The following is a 19,018-nucleotide window of genomic DNA, read 5'->3' as shown; positions in this document are numbered from 1 at the left end:
AGCGGTTGATTTATTTTAGCTCAATTTTATCTAAAGTAAGTTTAAAAGATTCGTTTTTTTTGTTGGCTATTAAAAATACTATCTCTTCAAAAGAATCACTGTTGAAATTAGGTAAATTTAGTTTTCTTCCTCTAAACGAAGGATATAAATCACTTAGTTTTATTTCTATGGTTTCCCAATTGCCAGAAGTTTTAAAAGTGAAAATATAGGAATAATATGAGTTTGATTTATCTTTAATTCTGAATTGATATTCTTTACCATCACCTTTTAAACGAATGAGTACTTTACTATCTTTCGTACAATTAACTTTATCAAATTGATGACGAACCGATGAAAACCCACCATTATTTTCTAAAGAAACGGTTCCACTAAAAATGCCATTTCCATCTGCATCAATGGAAAACTTTCCTTGAGATTCACCACCCATTACGCCGTCGTCAATTATTCTCCAGTCACTTCTAGAACAATCTTTGTTAAAGTCGTAAATTATTGTACTGTTCATAAATGTAAAGAGTAGAAGTAGGGCTAAATTCATAATATTCTAATTTCATTTAAATTTAAACCAATTTTTTTTCATTGAAAAGAATTTAACAGGCTTTTATACAGTGTTTAAGTATAAAAAATCCCAAGCTTTCACTCGGGATTTTTTAATTAATTTATTTTAATGAAACTACTTCACTTCTTCAGTTGGCGTAATGTCATCTGAAGCATCAACAACCTTAGTTGGTTTTGCATCTTCAGTTTTGTCATCGCCTTTTAAATAGGTTGGTAAATTTAAACCAGCCATATTAAACAAGTCGTTTAATGGAGGAACTGTTTTCATCATTCCGCTAACAAAATTAGCGGTTGAACCGTTTCCATCTTGGTTGTTTCCAGAATCCCAAACGGTAATTTTATCAATTTTAATATTTTTAACCGCTTCCACTTGTGTTTTAACCAATTCGGGTAATTTTTCAATTAACAATAATTGGAATGCTTTTGTTGGATCGCCACCAGCAGCACCAACTACTTCGCGGTAACCTTCTGCTTGTTTGGTTAATATTTCATATAAACCTTTTGCTTCAGCTTCCATTTTTGCAAAAATTGCATCAGCTTCACCTTTTGCTTGCACACGAATACGTTCTGCTTCCGCTTGAGCATCAATAATTGCTTTTTGTTTTGCAATTTCAGCAGGAATTACCACGTTTGCATTTTGAGTAGAACGTTCTCTTTCGGCACGAGCATTTTCTGCTAATTTTTCTGCAACGTATGATTCCTCTAACGCTTTTGCACTTTGTACTTTTTCAGAAGCTAAGGCAATACGCAATGCTTCTGCTTCACGTTCTCTTCTTGTTGCTTCCGATTTTGCAATAGCAATTTTCGCCTCATTTTCTCCTTGAATAGCAATTGCATTTGCTTCAGATGTTTTTACACGAGTATCTCTTTGGGCTTCCGCTTTACCAATACTTTCATCTTTAAAAGCTGCAGCAATACTAACTTCTCTGTCTTTATTGGTAATCGCAATTTTAACGTCGCGATCTCTATGAGTTTCAGCAATTTGAACATCTTTTTCACGATCGGCCATTGCTTTACCTGTTTCTCCAATTTTTTCTTGCTCAGCAACCGAAATTTTAGCTTCGTTGATTGCTTTTGCAGCAGCTTCTTTACCAAGCGCTTCAATATATCCTGATTCGTCTTTAATGTCGGTAACGTTAACGTTGATTAACTTTAAACCAATTTTCTTTAATTCAGAATCTACATTTTTAGAAATATTATCTAGAAATTTATCTCTATCCGAGTTGATTTCTTCAATAGTCATCGTTGCAATAACCAAACGCAATTGTCCGAAAAGAATATCTTTTGCCAATTCCTGAATTTGATCTGGAGAAAGTCCTAATAAACGTTCAGCAGCGGTATTCATACTATCGCTTTCAGTTGAAATAGCAATCGTAAAACGACACGGAACATCTACACGAATGTTTTGACGAGAAAGTGCATTGGTTAAGTTTGCTTCAATTGAAATTGGCTTTAAATCCAAGTATTGATAATCTTGAATAACTGGCCAAATAAAGGCACCACCACCGTGTACACATTTCGCAGAAGTACCACCAGTACGACCATAAATTACTAAGATCTTATCCGAAGGACATCTTTTGTAACGCGAAATTAAAGTCAAAAAAGTAACGAATAGCACAAATGCGGCTACGACAATAATAATTAATTCAGACATAGTTGTTATAATAAAAGGATTAAAGTTTTTCTACAATAAGGATGTTGTTTTCTACAGCAATTACTTTAATTACAGCTCCTGACGAAATTTTTTCTGTACTTAATGTCATAGCATCAAGCTCGTGGAAACTTCCGTTGACACTAATTTGTACTTTTCCTTTTCCTGATTTACTTTCTGGAATGGTTAAATACACATCGGCTGTTTTGTTAATGGTGTTTTCAATTTTAAAGCTATTATCTTCAGACAATTTAAGAATTTGCTTAATTAAAAAGAAGAACACTGCAACAAATGCAACTCCTACTAGTACTGAAATGATAATTAAAACGGTTTTGTTTTCGAATTTGTTGTACAAAGAAATTCCCGTCCAACTGAATCCTAACAAAAAGTTGATCAAATTACGAAGTGTAAAAATTTCAAATGGCATATCTCCCGTATCATTTCCATCAGCATCCATATCAACGTCAGTTTCGCCGCCACTTAGTCCAATAAAGGTCATAATAGTTTGAAGTCCAAAGAAAATACTCACAGGTAATGCGATGTACCAAAAAGCCTTAAGTAATGGCTCATAATTTTCTAAAAAATCCATAGTTGTAAGTTAGTTGTAGTAATTATACGACTAATTTTATAAAAAGTTACAAATGTTTAAAAAAATCAATTGCAATTTCAAAAAATCAATTGCAATTTCAAAAAACAACTACAATTTTAAGAATCAAATTCAACTACAATTTCAATTTTAAAAGTTATTAAGGACTTAATGTATTTAAATTTTAAGCCCTTTTACAAAATTATTAATTGCAGTTATCTTATTTGTTTTGAGAAATTTAATAAAAGTACTCCCAATAATGGCACCTTTTTGATGTTTTGTGGCTTGCGTAAAGGTTTCTTTATCTTTAATTCCGAAACCAACAATTTGGGAATTTTTTAGATTTAAATCAGCAATTCGTTTAAAATAATCCATTTGTTCGTCACCAAAACCAGATTGACTTCCAGTAACTGCAGCTGAACTCACCATATAAATAAAACTATCTGAAATAGCATCAATTTGAGTAATGCGTTCGTTTGAAGTTTGTGGAGTGATAAGAAAAACATTTTTTAGGTCATATTTTTCAAAAATAGATTTGTGTTCATTTTCATAAACATGTAAAGGTAAATCAGGAATGATTAAACCATCAATGCCAACTTCTGCACATTTTTTACAAAATTGTTCCATTCCAAATTGCATCATCGGATTAAAATAGCCCATAATAATTAAGGGAATTTGAACTGTTTTTCGAATGTCTTTCAATTGTTCAAATAGGAGAGAAGTCGTCATTCCGTTTTCAATAGCAATAGTCGAACTTTCCTGAATGGTTGGTCCATCGGCTAAAGGATCAGAAAAAGGCAATCCAATTTCAATCATATCCACACCATTTTTCTCCAATTCTTGAATGATGGAAACTGTATCATTTATTTTGGGATAACCTGCTGTAAAATAAATTGAAAGCAGTTTGTTGTTTTGTTGTAGTGTTGTATTTATTCTGTTCATTTTTGAGTTCTTACAATAATTTATTTGTTCTCGATATATTTTTTGTTTCGTTAGTTCGAGTTGAAGCCTTTGGTTGATGTATCGAGAAGCGAAACAAAAAACACTCGAACTGACGTAATAAGCAAATTAAAAATTAAAATAATCTATATAAGTATTCAAATCTTTATCGCCTCTACCTGATAAGTTGATGACTACAATATCGTTTGGTTTGAATTGTTTTTTATCTAAAACTGCAAAAGCATGCGCTGTTTCAATTGCTGGAATAATTCCTTCCATTTTAGAAATCTCTAAACCTGATTGCATCGCTTCTTTGTCGGTAATAGCAATAAATTCAGCGCGATTAACATCATGTAAATGCGCATGTAACGGACCAACACCTGGATAATCTAAACCTGCAGAAATAGAATAAGGTTCCGTGATTTGTCCGTCTTCGGTTTGCATCAACAAGGTTTTACTTCCGTGAATAATTCCGATTTTTCCTAATACAGAAGTCGCTGCACTTTCACCTGAATCTACTCCATGACCAGCAGCTTCCACAGCGATTAATTTTACCGATTCGTCTTCTAAAAATTCGTAAAAAGCTCCAGCAGCGTTACTTCCGCCACCTACACAAGCAATTACATAATCTGGATTTTCTTTTCCTTCTTGTTCTTGTAATTGCATTTTAATCTCTTTAGAAATTACACTTTGAAACTTCGCAACCATATCAGGATAAGGATGTGGACCAACAACAGAGCCAATGATATAAAAAGTGTCTACAGGATTGTTAATCCAATCACGAATGGCTTCGTTTGTAGCATCTTTTAATGTTTTCGACCCCGAAGTTGCAGGTCGAACTTCTGCTCCCAACATTTTCATTCGAGCCACATTGGGAGCTTGACGTTTGATGTCAACTTCACCCATGTAAACGATACACTCTAAACCCATTAATGCACAAACGGTTGCTGTAGCTACACCATGTTGACCTGCACCAGTTTCGGCAATGATTCTAGTTTTTCCTAAACGTTTTGCCATTAAAATTTGCCCAATTGTGTTGTTTACTTTATGAGCGCCTGTATGGCATAAATCTTCTCGTTTTAAATAAATTTTAGTGTTGTATTTTTCAGATAAACGTTTTGCAAAATAGAGTGGAGTAGGTCGACCCACATATTGTTGTAATAATGAATTAAACTCTTCTTGAAAAGAAGGTTCAGTCATTATTTTTAGGTAATTTTCTTTTAATTCTTCAACATTTGGAAAGAGCATTTCAGGAATGAAAGCACCACCAAATTTTCCGTAAAATCCGTTTTCGTCTACGTTATATTTCAATTTCATAAAGTGATTTTTTAAATTTTTTGAGTTTAATTTTACTTTTATATCCTGGTTTAGTTTCAAATCGACTGTTTACATCAATTGCAATACATTTTTTTGAAGCTTCTGTTTTTAAAAAGTCTTTTACTGCATCAACTTCAGTTATTCCAATTCCACCACTCAAAAAGTAAGGCTTTTCAAAAGAGTAATTTTCTAAGACTTTCCAATCGAAAGAAATTCCGTTTCCTCCAGGTAATTTTCCTTTGGTATCAAAAAGAAAGTAATCAACAAAAGGTTCGTATTCTTTAATTGAATTGAAGTCGAAATCATTATCAACTGAAAAAGATTTAATAACTTCAATACCAATTTTTTTTACATTTTTACAAAATATAATATTTTCATTTCCATGAAGTTGAACTGCATCAAGTTTAAACTGGTTTATTTTTGAGAAAATTTCATGAATTGATTCATCGACAAAAACACCTACTTTTTTTATATTTAAAGGGATTTTAGGTAAAGTCTCAAAATCCATTTTTCGTATAGATTGATCCCAAAAAATAAACCCTAAATAATCAGGTTTCAAAGCAGCAATTTCCTGAATGTTTTCAGGATATTTCATGCCGCATATTTTTAGTTTAACGTTTTTCATACTTATTTTTTTAAAACACATAGGCACATAGATTTTAATTCCGTTGATAAGTTGTTACACTTTTCAAAGTTTACATAGTACTATGTGATTCTATTTTTGGACTTAAAAAAGTCTTATTCAGTTTGTTCTATGTTTCTATGTGGTTAAAATATTTAACGAGTTAGTTGATGAATAAATTTTTTTGCTTCAACGCCCGGATTATCGGTTTTCATAAAATGTTCTCCCATTAAAAAACCTTGATAGCCAAATTTTTGCAAATCTTTTACTGCTTCAACAGAACTTATGCCACTTTCTGAAACTTTTACAAAATCATCTGGAATTTGATTGGCTAATTCTTTACTATAATCCAAACTTACTTCAAAGGTTTTTAGATTTCTATTGTTGACACCAATCATGTCTAAACTGGGCATAATAGACTTTTCTAATTCTTCATGATTATGCACTTCTAATAAAACTTCTAAAGCTAAACTTTGTGCGAATTCAGATAATTTTTTAATTTCTTTACGAGTTAAAACAGCTGCAATTAATAAGATTACATCAGCACCATTGGCTTTGGCTTCAAGTATTTGATATTCATCAATCACAAATTCTTTTCGCAATAATGGAATGCTTACAGAAGCTTTGGCTAACAATAAATCATCTAAACTTCCACCAAAATATTTTCCATCTGTTAAAACTGAAATTCCACAAGCACCAGCATTTTGATAGCCCAAAACTACATCTTCCACAGAATGATTGTTGTTAATCACTGATTTTGAAGGAGATCGACGTTTGTGTTCTGTTATAATTCCTGACAAACTGTTTTTTAGCAATTTGGCCATTGAATTTGTTCTACCATTAAATAAAACAGAAGCTTCCAATTGGGAAACAGGAATGATGCTTTTCTTTAGATCAACTTCTCTTTTTTTGTCGGTTATGATTTTATCTAAAATATTCATTTTATTGACTTATTGCGATTAATTGGCTTAATTTTCCAAATGCTTTCCCACTTATTAGACTCTCTTGTGCTTTGGCTAAAGCATCTTCATAATTTGATTTTTCTATAGTCTGTATCGCTACAGCAGCATTGGCACAAACCACATTGTTTTGTTCTACAGAACCTTTTCCTGAAATTACATTATGGAAAATTTTGGCTGCTTCATCAATTGTAGTTCCACCTTTTATACTTTCTAATTTTATAGGTTGAAAGTTAAAATCTACAGGTTTTAAAATTTGCTCTGAATGGTTTGAAATTATCTTTACATCATCCGTTAAGGAAACTTCGTCAAAACCACTTAATCCATGTAAAATGCTATAATTAGTTGAAGTGTTTTGGTATAAATAAGCATACATTCGAGCTAACTCTAAGCTAAAAACACCGACCATTTGATTCTTTGGAAACGATGGATTTACCATTGGACCTAACATGTTAAAAAAGGTTTTAACTCCTAATTCTTTTCGAATTGGTCCAACATTTTTCATAGCTGGGTGAAATAAAGGGGCATGAAGAATTGCGATGTTCGTTTCTTCGATAGATTTGGTTAAAAAGTCAATGTTATTTGTGAATTTAACGCCCATTTTTTCCATTACATTACTGGAACCCGAAATAGAGGAAACTCCGTAATTTCCATGTTTTGCGACTTTTATTCCTGCTCCAGCAACTATGAATGAAGCTAAAGTGGAGATGTTGAAAGTATCTTTTCCATCACCACCTGTTCCGCATAAATCAATAGTGTTGTATGCAGAGAAATCTACCGGAATACACAATTCCAACAAAGCTTCACGAAAACCCGAAAGTTCTTCGATGGTAATGCTTCGCATCATGTAAACAGTTAAGAATGCTGATATTTGACTTGGATTGTAATTTCCTTCTGATATGTTGACTAATACCTCTTTGGCTTCTGCTTTAGAAAGTATTTCGTGATTGATTAATCTATTTAATATGGTTTTCATTTATGCTGAATTTATTTCAGCATCTCTCGATGCTAATTTTATTTTTTATTGACTGGACACTAACTACTGAACACTGAGCACTAATTCTTAAGCCAATTTTCTAATATTTTTTTGCCATTTGGAGTTAAGACACTTTCAGGATGATATTGCACACCACGAACATCATAAGTTTTATGTTTCATCGACATAATTTGACCGTTTTCATCGACACTAGTTATGATTAAATCTTCTGGAAGGTTTTCAGTTGAAACCACCCAAGAATGATAACGACCTACTTCGGTTTCTTTTGGTAAATCATTGAAAATAAAATCGTCTTCAGTTTGCGTGACTTTTGTAGCTACACCATGATAGACTTTTTCTAAGTTGGTTAAAGTCCCACCAAAGACTTCACCAATGGCTTGTAAACCTAAACAAACCCCAAAGATGCTTTTTGTGGGTGCAAACTTTTTAATTACATCTTTCAATAAACCTGCTTCACTAGGAATTCCTGGACCTGGAGATAGTAATATTTTATCGAATTTTTCTAATTCATCTAATTCAAATTCATCGTTACGGAAAACAGTAACTTCTGCATTCAAATCTTCTAAATAATGGACTAAATTATAAGTAAAACTATCGTAATTGTCTATGACTACTATTTTCATATTTTGTTTTATTGTAAGATTGAAGGATTAAAAGATTGAAAAATTAGCTAATCTTTAAATCATTAAATTTTTTAATTATTAAATATTTTCTGCTAAATCCAAGGCTTTTTGCAAAGCTCCTAATTTATTATAAACTTCTTGTGTTTCGTTTTCTTCTGATGAATCAGCTACAATTCCAGCACCAGCTTGAAAGTGTAAGGTATGATTTTTACTTAAAAAGCTTCTAATCATAATTGCGTGATTGAAATTACCTTCAAAATCCATAAATCCAATCGCTCCACCATAAAAACTACGATTTGTTTTTTCGATTGATTCGATTAATTGCATGGCTTTGTGTTTTGGAGCACCAGATAAAGTTCCAGCTGGAAACGTTTTAGCAACCAATTCCATAAAAGGATGATTAGGTTTTAATTTTCCGGTTACTTTAGAAACTAAATGAATTACGTGAGAGAAAAACTGGACTTCTTTATATTTTTCGACTTTCACTTCGTTACAACTTCTGCTTAAATCGTTTCTGGCTAAATCGACCAACATAACGTGTTCGCTGTTTTCTTTTTTATCTTCGTTTAATTTCTTAGCTAAAATAGCGTCATCTTCATCATTTCCTGTTCGTTTAAAAGTTCCAGCGATTGGGTGAATTTCGGCATGATTATCTTTAATAACCAGTTGCGCTTCGGGCGAAGACCCAAATATTTTGAAATTTCCATAATCAAAATAGAACAGGTAAGGAGAAGGATTTATACTTCTTAAAGCACGATACACATTAAACTCATCACCTTTAAAATTTTGTGAAAAACGTCTAGATAAAACCAATTGGAATACATCTCCACGTTGGCAGTGTTTTTTTGCTAAAGTCACATAATTATTAAAATCAGCATCTGTTAAGTTTGAAACTACTTCACCCTTTTTCGTAAAGTTAAAAGAAGCAAAGTTCTTTGCTTGTAATAATTGTTGGATTTCAGCTATGTTGTTTTGGTTTTCATACGAATGACAAAAAATATAAGCTTCATTTTTGAAATGGTTTATCGCAATTATATTTTGATAAACTGCATAATAAATTTCAGGAATTTTATTTTCAGATGACTTTTGATCAATTTCTATTTTTTCAAAATGTTGAATTGCATCATAAGCTATATAACCAAAAAGACCTTGATTGATGAATTTAAAATTATTTTCATCAGTAATGAATTGTTTTGAAAACAGTTCAATTTCATTCGCGACATTAACATTTTTATCTATTGGAATTATTTCAGAAAATCCATCAGGAAAATTAGTTTCAATTTTATTATTTTCTACTTTTATAGAAGCAATTGGATTGAAACAGATGTAAGAAAAGCTATTTTCATTTCCATGATAATCTGAACTTTCTAATAAAATGCTGTTTGGAAATTTATCGCGTATTTTCAAATATACACTAACAGGAGTAATTGTATCTGCTAGAATTTGTTTGAATTTTGTATTTAATTTATAGGTTTTCATTAATTGAATTTTTAAAATTTGGCAATAAAAAAAGGCTTGTCGTGATTGACAAGCCTTTTCTATGTATTTGAATTAAATTATACTATAGCAGGATTTGCTCACGACGTTTGACGTAAGTTATTCCACCACCAAGTGTTATTTAAAAATGTGTTCATATTGATAAATTGATATGCAAATATATGTAAACTTTATTTTTAAAAACAAACTTTATATAAAAAAAGTCCAAAAAATTAATTTTGAACTTTCTTTATTTCATAGCAAATGAAAAGTATTAGAAGTTTAAAGTCACTTCTAATTCGAAATCATCATAAATAGTTTTGTCTCCTAAATTTTCAAAGAAGTTTCCAGATTTATATTTGATATCATATTTTGTTCTGTCTACTATTAACTTAGTTGTTGCAACTTTACCGTTAACATTCATATCAAAAGAAATTGGATTTGTAATTCCTTTAATTGTTAAATCTGCAGTTACTGTATAATTGTTATTTCCTTTATCTGCAATAGTTTTAAAAACTAGATTAGCTGTTTTAAATTTTTCTGTTCCAAAGAAATCATCAGATTTTAAATGTCCATCTAATTTTTCTTTCATTCCACCATCTAAATCAGTAGTATTAATTGTAGTCATATCTACAATAAAGTTTCCACCAGCTAATTTATTTCCTTTAAATACTAGAGCTCCAGCTTTTAAAGCGATAGTTCCATCATGTTGACCAGTAACTTTTTTCCCAATCCAGTGAATATTACTTTTCTTAGTGTCAATTTTTTTAGTTTGTGCATTTACAGTAAAAGAAACCAATGCTACTAGCGATAATGCAATTGTTTTTAAGTTGTTCATTTTTTTAATTTTTAATTAATTATTTAATAATTGTGAATAATTCGGTATTTGATTTTCTAACTTTTGTAAAATATTGTGTTTGATCTTCTTCATGTCTATAACCAATAGTTGCCACTAAAGAAGCGTTTAATCCTAATTCATTTAGTCCTAGAATTTCATTGTATTTTTCAGGTTCAAAGCCTTCCATTGGAGTAACATCAATTTTTAATTCAGCAGCAGCATTCATTAAATTAGCTAAAGCCAAATACGTTTGCTTAGATGTCCAAATTGCTTTTTTATTGGTTTCTAAAGGTGTTATTTTAGATTTCATAAAATCGGCATAACCTTTTAAATCTTCAATATTTAAATCTCTTGTGTTTGCAATATTAGAAATATATTCATCTATGTGAATATCTTGAACATCAATAATATTGGCAAAAACAAATAAGTGAGAGGCTTCTGTAATTTGTGCTTGTCCCCATGAAACGGGTTGTAATTGCGCTCTTATTTCTGGATTTTCAACAATTAAGACTTTATATGGTTGAAGTCCGTATGAAGAAGTGCTTAGTCGAATAGCTTCTTTTAAGATTTCTAAATTTTCATTTGATATTTTTTTTGTTACATCAAATTTTTTAGTAGCATAGCGCCAATTTTGATTTTCTATAAATGTGTTCATATAATTAATTTCTGATTTTTTCTAATAATATATTTAATGTTTCTAGTTCTTCGTTTGTTAGTTTTTTAGTAATTAACAATTCATATTTTTCGATGATTTCATCCAATTCTGAAAGTATATTTAAACCGTTTTCTGTAATTTGGATTTCTATTTTTCGTCTATTTTCTGGACAAGTATTTCTAATGACCATTTCTTTTAGCAAAAGTTTATCAATTAAACGAGTAGTGTTACTGTTTTTAGTTACCATTCGCTCTTGAATATCTTGCATATTCAAAGGATTTCCTCTTTGGCCTCTTAAAATTCGTAATACATTATATTGCTCACTAGAAATACCATAAGGTTTTAATAATTCATTGAATCGATCTCCTATAAAATTTTTTGTTACTGTTAAGTTAAGAATTACTTTTTTTGAAATACTTAATTTAATTGTACTTTTTATTTCTTCTTCAATATTCATCACTACATTATTTGTAGATACAAATGTATATAAATCTTTTTATTGTATATACAAATGTGTGTTAAAAAAATATTAAATTTTTTAAATTATTATTTTGGTTATACATTTGAAAAAAAAATAATTAAATGAATTTACAACAGCAAGAGTGGTGGAATCAATATTTAACAGATGAAAAAGGAGTTATTATTGATGTAAGAACTGAAGATGAAGTTAATCATGGAAAAATTCCAGGTTCTTTAAATTTTGATATTTATAAAGGCCAAGGATTTGTTTACTTAGTTGATGAGTTAGATAAAACAAAAAACTATTATGTATATTGTGCTGCAGGTGCAAGAAGTGCAAATGCTTGTGGTATAATGCAACAATTAGGTTTTGAAAATACATTTAACTTAGTTGGTGGATTTTCTCAATGGATTGGTCCAATAGAATAAAAAAAGAGGTTTTATATAAAACCTCTTTTTTTTATTCTGCTAATCTTTTAAGCTTACTTTTATCTTTAATGGCTATTTTTTTACCAATTATCTCAATATATTGGTTTTTATTTAGTTCAGATAAAAGTCTAATACAACTTTCCGTAGCTGTACCAATCATTCCGGCAAGTTCTTCTCTAGAAAGTTGAATTTTTAGAGTTTTATCATCGTTTGTACCAAAAGTTTCTTCCAAATATAATAAGGTTTCGGCCAATCTTTGTTTTACTGTTTTTTGAGCCATATTCACCATATGATCATCGGCGTCTTTTAAATCACCACATATTGATTGCATTATATTCATAGAAAACTGGTTATTTTCATTAAAAAAACCAATTATTTCATTTCTAGGAACAAAACAAACTTGCATATCTTCTAATGCAACAGCTGAAAGGTTAGCTGATTCTTCACTAATCATTGATCGTTGACCGAGTAATTCTCCTGGTTTAACTAATTTTAAAATTTGCTCTTTACCGTTAGAACTTAACTTAGATAATTTACAAACTCCATCTTTTATACAAAAAACACCATTTAAAGTTTCACCTTCTTGAAATATAGGCTCTCCTTTTTTAATAGTGTAAGAAGTTTTACAATTAGCCATTTTAACTAATTGTTCTTTATTAAGTGCTTTTAAAGCGCTAACTTTTCTAACGATACATTGATCACAATTACTCATAAAAAGAGTTTATTTTTTACTATTTTTCAAAGATAATTAAAGTATGACAAATATCATATTATTAATTATTAACAATTGTAACCTTTGTTACAGGTAAAATGAGCAAATTATGGATGCAAAAAATTGTTTCCATTGTGGATTAGAATTTAGTAAAAAAGAAGAAATTATTTTTGATGATAAAAGTTTTTGTTGTAATGGTTGTAAAACTGTTTACGAAATTTTTAGTCAAAATGATTTGTCTTGTTATTATGATTTTGAGAATGCACCCGGTGCAACTCCACAAGAGATTAATGGAAAATATGATTTTTTAGATGATGAAAAAATTATTTCAAAACTTCTTGAATTTCAAGAAGAAACAACAAATATTGTTTCACTTTTCATTCCTCATATACACTGTAGTTCGTGTATTTGGATTTTGGAAAATTTACAAAAGCTTCAAGAAGGTATAATAACTTCTCAGGTAAATTTTCCTGAAAAGAAAGTCAGAATCACTTATAATCCAACAAAAACCTCCTTAAAAGATATTGTTTATCTATTAAGTTCAATAGGTTATGAGCCTTATATTAGTTTAGATAATTATGAAACAGGAAAGAAAAATGTAGATCGTAGTTTAATTTATAAATTAGGAGTAGCTTTTTTCTGTTTTGGAAATATCATGCTTTTATCTTTTCCAGAATATTTTGAAGTTGAAGAATTTTGGATCAATCAATACAGAGGTTTCTTTCGTTGGCTAATTTTTACATTATCGCTACCTTCATTTTTATATGCAGCAAGCGATTATTATGTATCTGCTTATAAAAGTATAAAATCTAAGGTATTAAATATAGATATTCCTATTGCTTTAGGAATTATAGTAATGTTTGTAAGAAGTACGGTTGATATTATTTTTGATTACGGGCAAGGTTTCTTTGATAGTTTAACAGGCTTAGTTTTCTTTATGTTGCTTGGAAAATTATTTCAACAAAAAACCTATAGTTTTCTTTCGTTTGAACGCGACTATAAATCGTATTTCCCTATTGCAATTACTAAGTTAACTAATGATGGGAAAGAAATTCCAGTACAAGTTTATGATATTGAAAAAGGAGATAGGTTGCTGATTCGTAATCAAGAGCTAATTCCGGTTGATGGAATTTTAATTTCTGAAAATGCTTCAATTGATTATAGTTTTGTTACTGGGGAAGCTATTCCAATTGAAAAAAAATCGGGTGATAAAGTATATGCTGGAGGAAAAATCATAGGAAAAGTAGTAGAGCTTGAAGTTTTATTTTCGGTTTCTCAAAGTTATTTAACGCAATTATGGAGTAATGATGTTTTTCAGAAAAAAATAGATCAAAAACATAAAAGTATTACCGATAAAGTGAGCCGTTATTTTACACCATTATTATTAATATTAGCTATTGTCGTATTTGTATTTTGGTTATTTATTGACGTTTCAACAGCTTTTAATGTGTTAACAGCAGTTTTAATTGTTGCTTGTCCTTGTGCATTAGCTTTAACAGCACCTTTTACCTTAGGTAATGTTTTACGCATCATGGGAAAACAAAAAATGTATTTAAAAAATGCTATGGTTATAGAACAATTAGCTAAAGTAGATACTATAGTTTTTGATAAAACAGGAACGATTACATCAAACTCTAAATCAGCAATTCAATATTTAGGTATAGAATTGTCTGAAACTGAAATTACATATATTAAAAATACAATTCGTGGTTCTAATCATCCTTTGAGTAGAAAGATTTATGATTTTCTACCTGAAATTCAAAAAATTAATTTAGATGCTTTTGAAGAAATTACCGGCAAAGGAATTATTTCAATAATTAACGGAGTTAAAATAAGTATAGGTTCGTCAAGTTTAGTAAATACTTTAGAAGAAAAAGATTCTAAACAAACTAAAGTACACATTAAAATAGAAAATGAATATAAAGGATATTTTGTTTTTGATAACCAATATAGAAACGGGATTGTAGAATTATTTGAAAAATTAAGCGCTAATTATGAACTAAAAATTCTTTCAGGAGATAATGAAGGAGAAAAAGAGAATCTTGAAGAATTACTACCTAATGGAACAGAACTTATCTTTAATCAAAAGCCAGAGCAAAAACTAGAGTTTATTAAAAATCTTCAAGAAAAAGGAAAGAATGTTATGATGATTGGTGATGGATTAAATGACGCCGGAGCTTTAGCGCAAAGTAATGTAGGTATTTCGCTTTCTGAAAATGTAAATGTATTCTCTCCAGCTTGCGATGGAATAATGGATGCTTCTCAGTTTTCAAAACTAGAATATTATTTAGAATATTCTAAAAACGCAATGAAAACAATTTACATGAGTTTTGGATTATCATTACTTTATAATATCATAGGATTAACATTTGCCATTACTGGTCAGCTATCACCACTTGTTGCAGCTATTATAATGCCATTAAGTTCAATAACTGTAGTTAGTTTTGTAACAATTATGAGTAATTATTATGCAATAAAAGAAAATAATTAATATTTTTATAGATATGATATTTGTCATATTATTTCAATTCAGCTAAGAGTAACTTTGTTAACATAAATTTAAGGTATGAGTGTTATTTATATATTAATCACAGTAAGTATAGTAGTTGCAGTCGTTTTTCTGTTTGCTTTTATAAAAGCAGTTAGGTCAGGTCAGTATGACGACGATTATACGCCATCAGTCAGAATGTTATTTGATGACGAGTTAGTAAAGAATAATTTAAAAAAGTCCGATAAAAATAAAACTAATTAATTATGGAGAAAGAACAATTTTATTACGATAACAAAATTGTCAGAAACTTTCTATACGCATCAATAGCATTTGGTGTAATAGGAATGCTTGTAGGGCTCATAGTAGCTTTCTTTTATTTGTTTCCAAACATGACCGATGGTATTCCATGGTTAAGTTATGGTAGATTACGACCATTGCATACTAATGCAGTAATTTTTGCCTTTGTAGGAAATTCTGTATTTGCAGGAGCTTATTATTCTATGCAAAGGTTATTAAAAACAAGAATGTACAGTAACTTCTTAAGCCAACTAAATTTTTGGGGTTGGCAACTTATAATTCTTGGAGCAGCAATTACCTTGCCTTTAGGTTATACTTCATCAAAAGAGTATGCCGAATTAGAATGGCCTTTTGATATTGCAATTGCACTTATCTGGGTTGCTTTTGGTGTTAACATGATTGGTACAATTATTAAAAGAAGAGAAAGACATATTTACGTAGCTATTTGGTTCTATCTAGCAACTTTTATTGCGGTAGCTTTGCTTCATATTTTTAATAATATTGAAATTCCAGTTTCTGCGTTTAAATCATATTCAGTTTATGCAGGTGTTCAAGATGCTTTAGTTCAATGGTGGTATGGGCATAATGCTGTAGCTTTCTTCCTTACAACACCAATTCTTGGATTGATGTATTATTTTGTACCTAAAGCAGCAAATAGACCAGTATATTCTTACAGATTATCAATTATTCACTTTTGGTCATTAATCTTCATTTATATTTGGGCAGGACCACACCATTTATTATATTCAGCATTACCAGATTGGGCACAAAATTTAGGTGTTATATTCTCAATTATGTTGATAGCTCCATCTTGGGGAGGTATGATTAATGGATTATTAACATTAAGAGGTGCTTGGGATAAAGTAAGAACGGATCCTGTTTTAAAATTCTACGTAGTTGCAATTACTGGTTATGGTATGTCAACTTTTGAAGGACCAATGTTATCTCTTAAAAATGTAAATGCCATTGCTCACTTTACAGATTGGATCGTTGCACACGTTCACGTTGGTACTTTAGCGTGGAATGGTTTTATGGCATTCGGTATGATTTATTGGTTAATACCTCGAATGACTAAAACTAAATTATTTTCAACAGGATTAGCAAATTTCCACTTTTGGATTGGTACTTTAGGTATCATTTTATATACACTTCCTATGTATGTTGCTGGGTTTACTCAAGCTTCTATGTGGAAACAATTTAACCCAGATGGTTCATTAGTTTATGGAAATTTCCTTGAAACTGTGACTGAAATTATGCCAATGTATGCTATGAGAGCAATTGGAGGAACATTATATTTTGTTGGTATTTTAGTATTAGTTTATAACATTGCTAGAACTGTAATGGCTGGATCTCCAGTAGAAGATGAATTAGCAGAAGCTCCTGCATTAGCTAAAATTTCAAATAGACAACTAAAAGGAGAATCATGGCATTCATGGTTAGAAAGAAGACCTGTTCAGTTTACATTATTAACTACGTTAGCTGTTGCTGTTGGGGGTATTGTTCAAATTGTACCAATGTTAGTTGTGAAATCTAATATTCCAACAATTACAAGTGTTAAACCATATACTCCATTAGAGTTAGAAGGAAGAGATTTATATATAAGAGAAGGTTGTAATAATTGTCACTCTCAAATGATTAGACCATTCCGTTCAGAAGTTAAGAGATATGGGGAATACTCAAAATCTGGCGAATATGTATATGATCATCCGTTCTTATGGGGTTCTAAAAGAACAGGGCCAGATTTAATGAGAGTTGGAGGTAAGTATAATGATAATTGGCACTTTAATCATATGTGGGATCCTCAAAGTACATCTACAAACTCAATTATGCCTGGGTATAAATGGATGTATGATAATAAAGCAATGGATCATGAACATATTGAGAAAAAAATGGAAGTAATGGTGACATTAGGAGTTCCATATACTAAAGAAGACATTGCAAATGCTCGAAAAAATATGGATGCCCAATCTGCTCAAATTGAGAAAAACTTGAGTAATGATCCAGATTTTGTAAAATCATATGAAGCAAGTAAAAAAGCGGCAGCCGCTAGAGGAGAGGAATTTGTTCCAATGAAAGATAGAGAAATTGTTGCTTTAATTTCGTACTTACAACGTTTAGGGACTGATATTAAAGTTAAAAAAACAGAATAATTAAAACTCATAACTATGTTAAAATTTGTAAAACACAATATGGAAACTATTATGGGAATTGATATCTATCCTATAATATCATTAGTTCTTTTCTTTATCGTATTTATATCTTTCTTTATTTGGGCCATGACCTATAGTAAGGATAAGATTAAAGAATTAAGTGAATTACCATTTAAAGAAGATTAAAAGTAAAACAACCTCTTATAAACAAGAGAAGAGGTTGTTTTGATAAGGAAAAGTTATATACAACATTAAAATTGATTAAAATGAAAAACATAATTCCTTCATACGTTAGGGTTCCATTAATATTTGCTGCAGTTTTTGCAGGAATGGAGTACTTTATTGATTCAGGAGAAAAACCAGCTTTTATAGAATATCCAATGGTTTCATTATTTTTAGGTGTTTTTTTATTCCTATTAGTAGCCATAGAAATTGTTATAAGTGCAGTTGATAAAGTTACTTATCAATTATTAACTGAAGAACAAAAACAAAAACTTAAAGAGGCTCAAACTTTACCTTTTACAGAAAGTGATTTCTATCAAAAATTAGTTAAAAAACTAACACGATCTAAAGCTATTGAACAAGAAGCAGATGTAATGTTAGACCATGACTATGACGGTATTAAAGAGTTAGATAATGTATTGCCACCTTGGTGGGTATATTTATTCTATTCTTGTATTGTTTTTGCAATAGTTTATTTTGTTCGTTTTGAAATTTACGGAGATTATTCTCAAGCAGAAGAGTATGAAACTGAAGTTGCTTTAGCAGAAAAAGAAATTCAAGAATATCTTAAAACGGCACCTGATTTAATGGATAAAGAAAGTGTTACTTTATTAACAGATGAACCATCGTTAGCTGAAGGTAAGGCTTTATTTACAACAAATTGTGTTGCATGCCATAGAGCTGATGGAGGTGGAGCAATTGGTCCAAATTTAACAGATGAATATTGGATATTAGGTGGAGGAATTAAAAATGTATTTAATACTCTTTCAGAGGGAGGACGTTCTGGAAAAGGTATGATATCTTGGAAAGATCAATTAAAACCTACTGAGATGCAAAAAGTAGCTAGCTATGTTCTTTCTCTTCAAGGTACAAATCCTAAAGATCCAAAACCGACTGAACCTGAGGCAGTTATTTATAAAGAAGATGGTGGTGCAACAAATGATGAAGCAGCAAATGTAACTGTTGTTGATTCTACAGTAACAAATTAAAAAAAAAAGGTTTTAAGTTGCTGCTTAAAACCTTTTTTAATATAAATAGCA

Annotated in this window: 20 protein-coding genes; 6 read left to right on the top strand and 14 right to left on the bottom strand. The window is 30.4% G+C overall.

Features of this window, described 5'->3' with window-relative positions:
* Positions 1 to 10: 10 nt before the first annotated feature.
* The 13 genes from OLM55_RS10380 to OLM55_RS10320 all read right to left on the bottom strand — a co-directional run bounded on the left by OLM55_RS10380 (position 11) and on the right by OLM55_RS10320 (position 11,675).
* The gene (locus OLM55_RS10380; protein WP_264558834.1) at positions 11 to 535 is read right to left on the bottom strand and encodes a CIA30 family protein; all 525 of its coding nucleotides are present in this window, start codon (positions 533 to 535) and stop codon (positions 11 to 13) included.
* 135 nt (positions 536 to 670) lie between these two features.
* Complete coding sequence (locus tag OLM55_RS10375; protein ID WP_264558833.1) at positions 671 to 2,209, bottom strand: flotillin family protein; 1,539 nt, start codon at positions 2,207 to 2,209, stop codon at positions 671 to 673.
* A 19-nt stretch (positions 2,210 to 2,228) separates the two neighbouring features.
* Complete coding sequence (locus tag OLM55_RS10370; RefSeq protein WP_264558832.1) at positions 2,229 to 2,795, bottom strand: NfeD family protein; 567 nt, start codon at positions 2,793 to 2,795, stop codon at positions 2,229 to 2,231.
* 174 nt (positions 2,796 to 2,969) lie between these two features.
* The gene (gene trpA / locus OLM55_RS10365; protein ID WP_264558831.1) at positions 2,970 to 3,734 is read right to left on the bottom strand and encodes a tryptophan synthase subunit alpha; all 765 of its coding nucleotides are present in this window, start codon (positions 3,732 to 3,734) and stop codon (positions 2,970 to 2,972) included.
* 126 nt (positions 3,735 to 3,860) lie between these two features.
* Positions 3,861 to 5,042: a tryptophan synthase subunit beta gene (trpB, locus tag OLM55_RS10360; RefSeq protein WP_264560621.1), complete on the bottom strand. Its 1,182-nt coding sequence runs from the start codon at positions 5,040 to 5,042 to the stop codon at positions 3,861 to 3,863.
* Positions 5,032 to 5,673, bottom strand: coding sequence for a phosphoribosylanthranilate isomerase (locus OLM55_RS10355; RefSeq protein ID WP_264558830.1), 642 nt, complete (start codon positions 5,671 to 5,673; stop codon positions 5,032 to 5,034). The genes trpB and OLM55_RS10355 overlap by 11 nt, the downstream gene beginning before the upstream one ends.
* A gap of 152 nt (positions 5,674 to 5,825) precedes the next feature.
* Positions 5,826 to 6,611, bottom strand: a complete 786-nt coding sequence (trpC, locus tag OLM55_RS10350) for an indole-3-glycerol phosphate synthase TrpC (protein WP_264558829.1) — start codon at positions 6,609 to 6,611, stop codon at positions 5,826 to 5,828.
* 1 nt (position 6,612) lies between these two features.
* Positions 6,613 to 7,605 (bottom strand): anthranilate phosphoribosyltransferase, encoded by a 993-nt coding sequence (gene trpD, locus OLM55_RS10345; protein ID WP_264558828.1) that lies wholly within the window; start codon positions 7,603 to 7,605, stop codon positions 6,613 to 6,615.
* 80 nt (positions 7,606 to 7,685) lie between these two features.
* Positions 7,686 to 8,249: an anthranilate synthase component II gene (locus OLM55_RS10340; RefSeq protein ID WP_264558827.1), complete on the bottom strand. Its 564-nt coding sequence runs from the start codon at positions 8,247 to 8,249 to the stop codon at positions 7,686 to 7,688.
* Between the two features lie 78 nt (positions 8,250 to 8,327).
* The gene (locus OLM55_RS10335; RefSeq protein ID WP_264558826.1) at positions 8,328 to 9,728 is read right to left on the bottom strand and encodes an anthranilate synthase component I family protein; all 1,401 of its coding nucleotides are present in this window, start codon (positions 9,726 to 9,728) and stop codon (positions 8,328 to 8,330) included.
* Positions 9,729 to 9,999: 271 nt separating this feature from the next.
* Positions 10,000 to 10,563: a YceI family protein gene (locus OLM55_RS10330; protein ID WP_264558825.1), complete on the bottom strand. Its 564-nt coding sequence runs from the start codon at positions 10,561 to 10,563 to the stop codon at positions 10,000 to 10,002.
* Positions 10,564 to 10,582: 19 nt separating this feature from the next.
* The gene (locus OLM55_RS10325; RefSeq protein WP_264558824.1) at positions 10,583 to 11,218 is read right to left on the bottom strand and encodes an NAD(P)H-dependent oxidoreductase; all 636 of its coding nucleotides are present in this window, start codon (positions 11,216 to 11,218) and stop codon (positions 10,583 to 10,585) included.
* A 4-nt stretch (positions 11,219 to 11,222) separates the two neighbouring features.
* Positions 11,223 to 11,675 carry a MarR family winged helix-turn-helix transcriptional regulator gene (locus tag OLM55_RS10320; protein ID WP_264558823.1) on the bottom strand — a complete coding sequence of 151 codons (453 nt, stop codon included), beginning with the start codon at positions 11,673 to 11,675 and terminating at the stop codon, positions 11,223 to 11,225.
* A gap of 125 nt (positions 11,676 to 11,800) precedes the next feature.
* Here OLM55_RS10320 and OLM55_RS10315 point away from each other — a divergent pair, with 125 nt between their 5' ends.
* Positions 11,801 to 12,106, top strand: a complete 306-nt coding sequence (locus tag OLM55_RS10315; protein WP_264558822.1) for a rhodanese-like domain-containing protein — start codon at positions 11,801 to 11,803, stop codon at positions 12,104 to 12,106.
* Positions 12,107 to 12,137: 31 nt separating this feature from the next.
* On the opposite strand, the gene OLM55_RS10310 is transcribed toward OLM55_RS10315, so the two are convergent.
* Positions 12,138 to 12,818, bottom strand: a complete 681-nt coding sequence (locus tag OLM55_RS10310) for a Crp/Fnr family transcriptional regulator (protein WP_264558821.1) — start codon at positions 12,816 to 12,818, stop codon at positions 12,138 to 12,140.
* A gap of 109 nt (positions 12,819 to 12,927) precedes the next feature.
* On the opposite strand from OLM55_RS10310, the gene OLM55_RS10305 reads away from it, so the two are divergent.
* The 5 genes from OLM55_RS10305 (at position 12,928) to OLM55_RS10285 (ending at position 18,967) form a co-directional block, all read left to right on the top strand.
* A complete protein-coding gene (locus tag OLM55_RS10305) occupies positions 12,928 to 15,309 on the top strand; it encodes a heavy metal translocating P-type ATPase (protein WP_264558820.1) in 2,382 nt (793 codons plus the stop codon).
* A gap of 75 nt (positions 15,310 to 15,384) precedes the next feature.
* Positions 15,385 to 15,570 carry a cbb3-type cytochrome oxidase assembly protein CcoS gene (gene ccoS, locus OLM55_RS10300; RefSeq protein WP_264558819.1) on the top strand — a complete coding sequence of 62 codons (186 nt, stop codon included), beginning with the start codon at positions 15,385 to 15,387 and terminating at the stop codon, positions 15,568 to 15,570.
* A gap of 2 nt (positions 15,571 to 15,572) precedes the next feature.
* Positions 15,573 to 17,756: a cytochrome-c oxidase, cbb3-type subunit I gene (gene ccoN / locus OLM55_RS10295; RefSeq protein ID WP_264558818.1), complete on the top strand. Its 2,184-nt coding sequence runs from the start codon at positions 15,573 to 15,575 to the stop codon at positions 17,754 to 17,756.
* Between the two features lie 15 nt (positions 17,757 to 17,771).
* Complete coding sequence (locus OLM55_RS10290; RefSeq protein ID WP_264558817.1) at positions 17,772 to 17,942, top strand: CcoQ/FixQ family Cbb3-type cytochrome c oxidase assembly chaperone; 171 nt, start codon at positions 17,772 to 17,774, stop codon at positions 17,940 to 17,942.
* Between the two features lie 80 nt (positions 17,943 to 18,022).
* Positions 18,023 to 18,967 (top strand): cbb3-type cytochrome c oxidase N-terminal domain-containing protein, encoded by a 945-nt coding sequence (locus OLM55_RS10285; protein WP_264558816.1) that lies wholly within the window; start codon positions 18,023 to 18,025, stop codon positions 18,965 to 18,967.
* Positions 18,968 to 19,018: the final 51 nt, after the last annotated feature.

The organism is Flavobacterium sp. N2270, assembly GCF_025947225.1.
Classification (GTDB): Bacteria; Bacteroidota; Bacteroidia; order Flavobacteriales; family Flavobacteriaceae; genus Flavobacterium.
This window is presented reverse-complemented; position numbering and strand designations above follow the sequence as displayed.

Excerpts from the sequence above, each read along its gene's own strand:
- OLM55_RS10310 (WP_264558821.1), bottom strand. The coding sequence starts at position 12,818 with ATGAGTAATTGTGATCAATGTATCGTTAGAAAAGTTAGCGCTTTAAAA.
- OLM55_RS10285 (WP_264558816.1), top strand. The coding sequence starts at position 18,023 with ATGAAAAACATAATTCCTTCATACGTTAGGGTTCCATTAATATTTGCT.
- OLM55_RS10335 (WP_264558826.1), bottom strand. The coding sequence starts at position 9,728 with ATGAAAACCTATAAATTAAATACAAAATTCAAACAAATTCTAGCAGAT.
- OLM55_RS10305 (WP_264558820.1), top strand. The coding sequence starts at position 12,928 with ATGGATGCAAAAAATTGTTTCCATTGTGGATTAGAATTTAGTAAAAAA.
- OLM55_RS10340 (WP_264558827.1), bottom strand. The coding sequence starts at position 8,249 with ATGAAAATAGTAGTCATAGACAATTACGATAGTTTTACTTATAATTTA.
- OLM55_RS10355 (WP_264558830.1), bottom strand. The coding sequence starts at position 5,673 with ATGAAAAACGTTAAACTAAAAATATGCGGCATGAAATATCCTGAAAAC.
- OLM55_RS10315 (WP_264558822.1), top strand. The coding sequence starts at position 11,801 with ATGAATTTACAACAGCAAGAGTGGTGGAATCAATATTTAACAGATGAA.
- ccoS (WP_264558819.1), top strand. The coding sequence starts at position 15,385 with ATGAGTGTTATTTATATATTAATCACAGTAAGTATAGTAGTTGCAGTC.
- OLM55_RS10370 (WP_264558832.1), bottom strand. The coding sequence starts at position 2,795 with ATGGATTTTTTAGAAAATTATGAGCCATTACTTAAGGCTTTTTGGTAC.
- trpD (WP_264558828.1), bottom strand. The coding sequence starts at position 7,605 with ATGAAAACCATATTAAATAGATTAATCAATCACGAAATACTTTCTAAA.
- OLM55_RS10330 (WP_264558825.1), bottom strand. The coding sequence starts at position 10,563 with ATGAACAACTTAAAAACAATTGCATTATCGCTAGTAGCATTGGTTTCT.
- ccoN (WP_264558818.1), top strand. The coding sequence starts at position 15,573 with ATGGAGAAAGAACAATTTTATTACGATAACAAAATTGTCAGAAACTTT.
- trpC (WP_264558829.1), bottom strand. The coding sequence starts at position 6,611 with ATGAATATTTTAGATAAAATCATAACCGACAAAAAAAGAGAAGTTGAT.
- OLM55_RS10320 (WP_264558823.1), bottom strand. The coding sequence starts at position 11,675 with ATGAATATTGAAGAAGAAATAAAAAGTACAATTAAATTAAGTATTTCA.
- OLM55_RS10375 (WP_264558833.1), bottom strand. The coding sequence starts at position 2,209 with ATGTCTGAATTAATTATTATTGTCGTAGCCGCATTTGTGCTATTCGTT.
- OLM55_RS10290 (WP_264558817.1), top strand. The coding sequence starts at position 17,772 with ATGTTAAAATTTGTAAAACACAATATGGAAACTATTATGGGAATTGAT.
- trpA (WP_264558831.1), bottom strand. The coding sequence starts at position 3,734 with ATGAACAGAATAAATACAACACTACAACAAAACAACAAACTGCTTTCA.
- OLM55_RS10325 (WP_264558824.1), bottom strand. The coding sequence starts at position 11,218 with ATGAACACATTTATAGAAAATCAAAATTGGCGCTATGCTACTAAAAAA.
- OLM55_RS10380 (WP_264558834.1), bottom strand. The coding sequence starts at position 535 with ATGAATTTAGCCCTACTTCTACTCTTTACATTTATGAACAGTACAATA.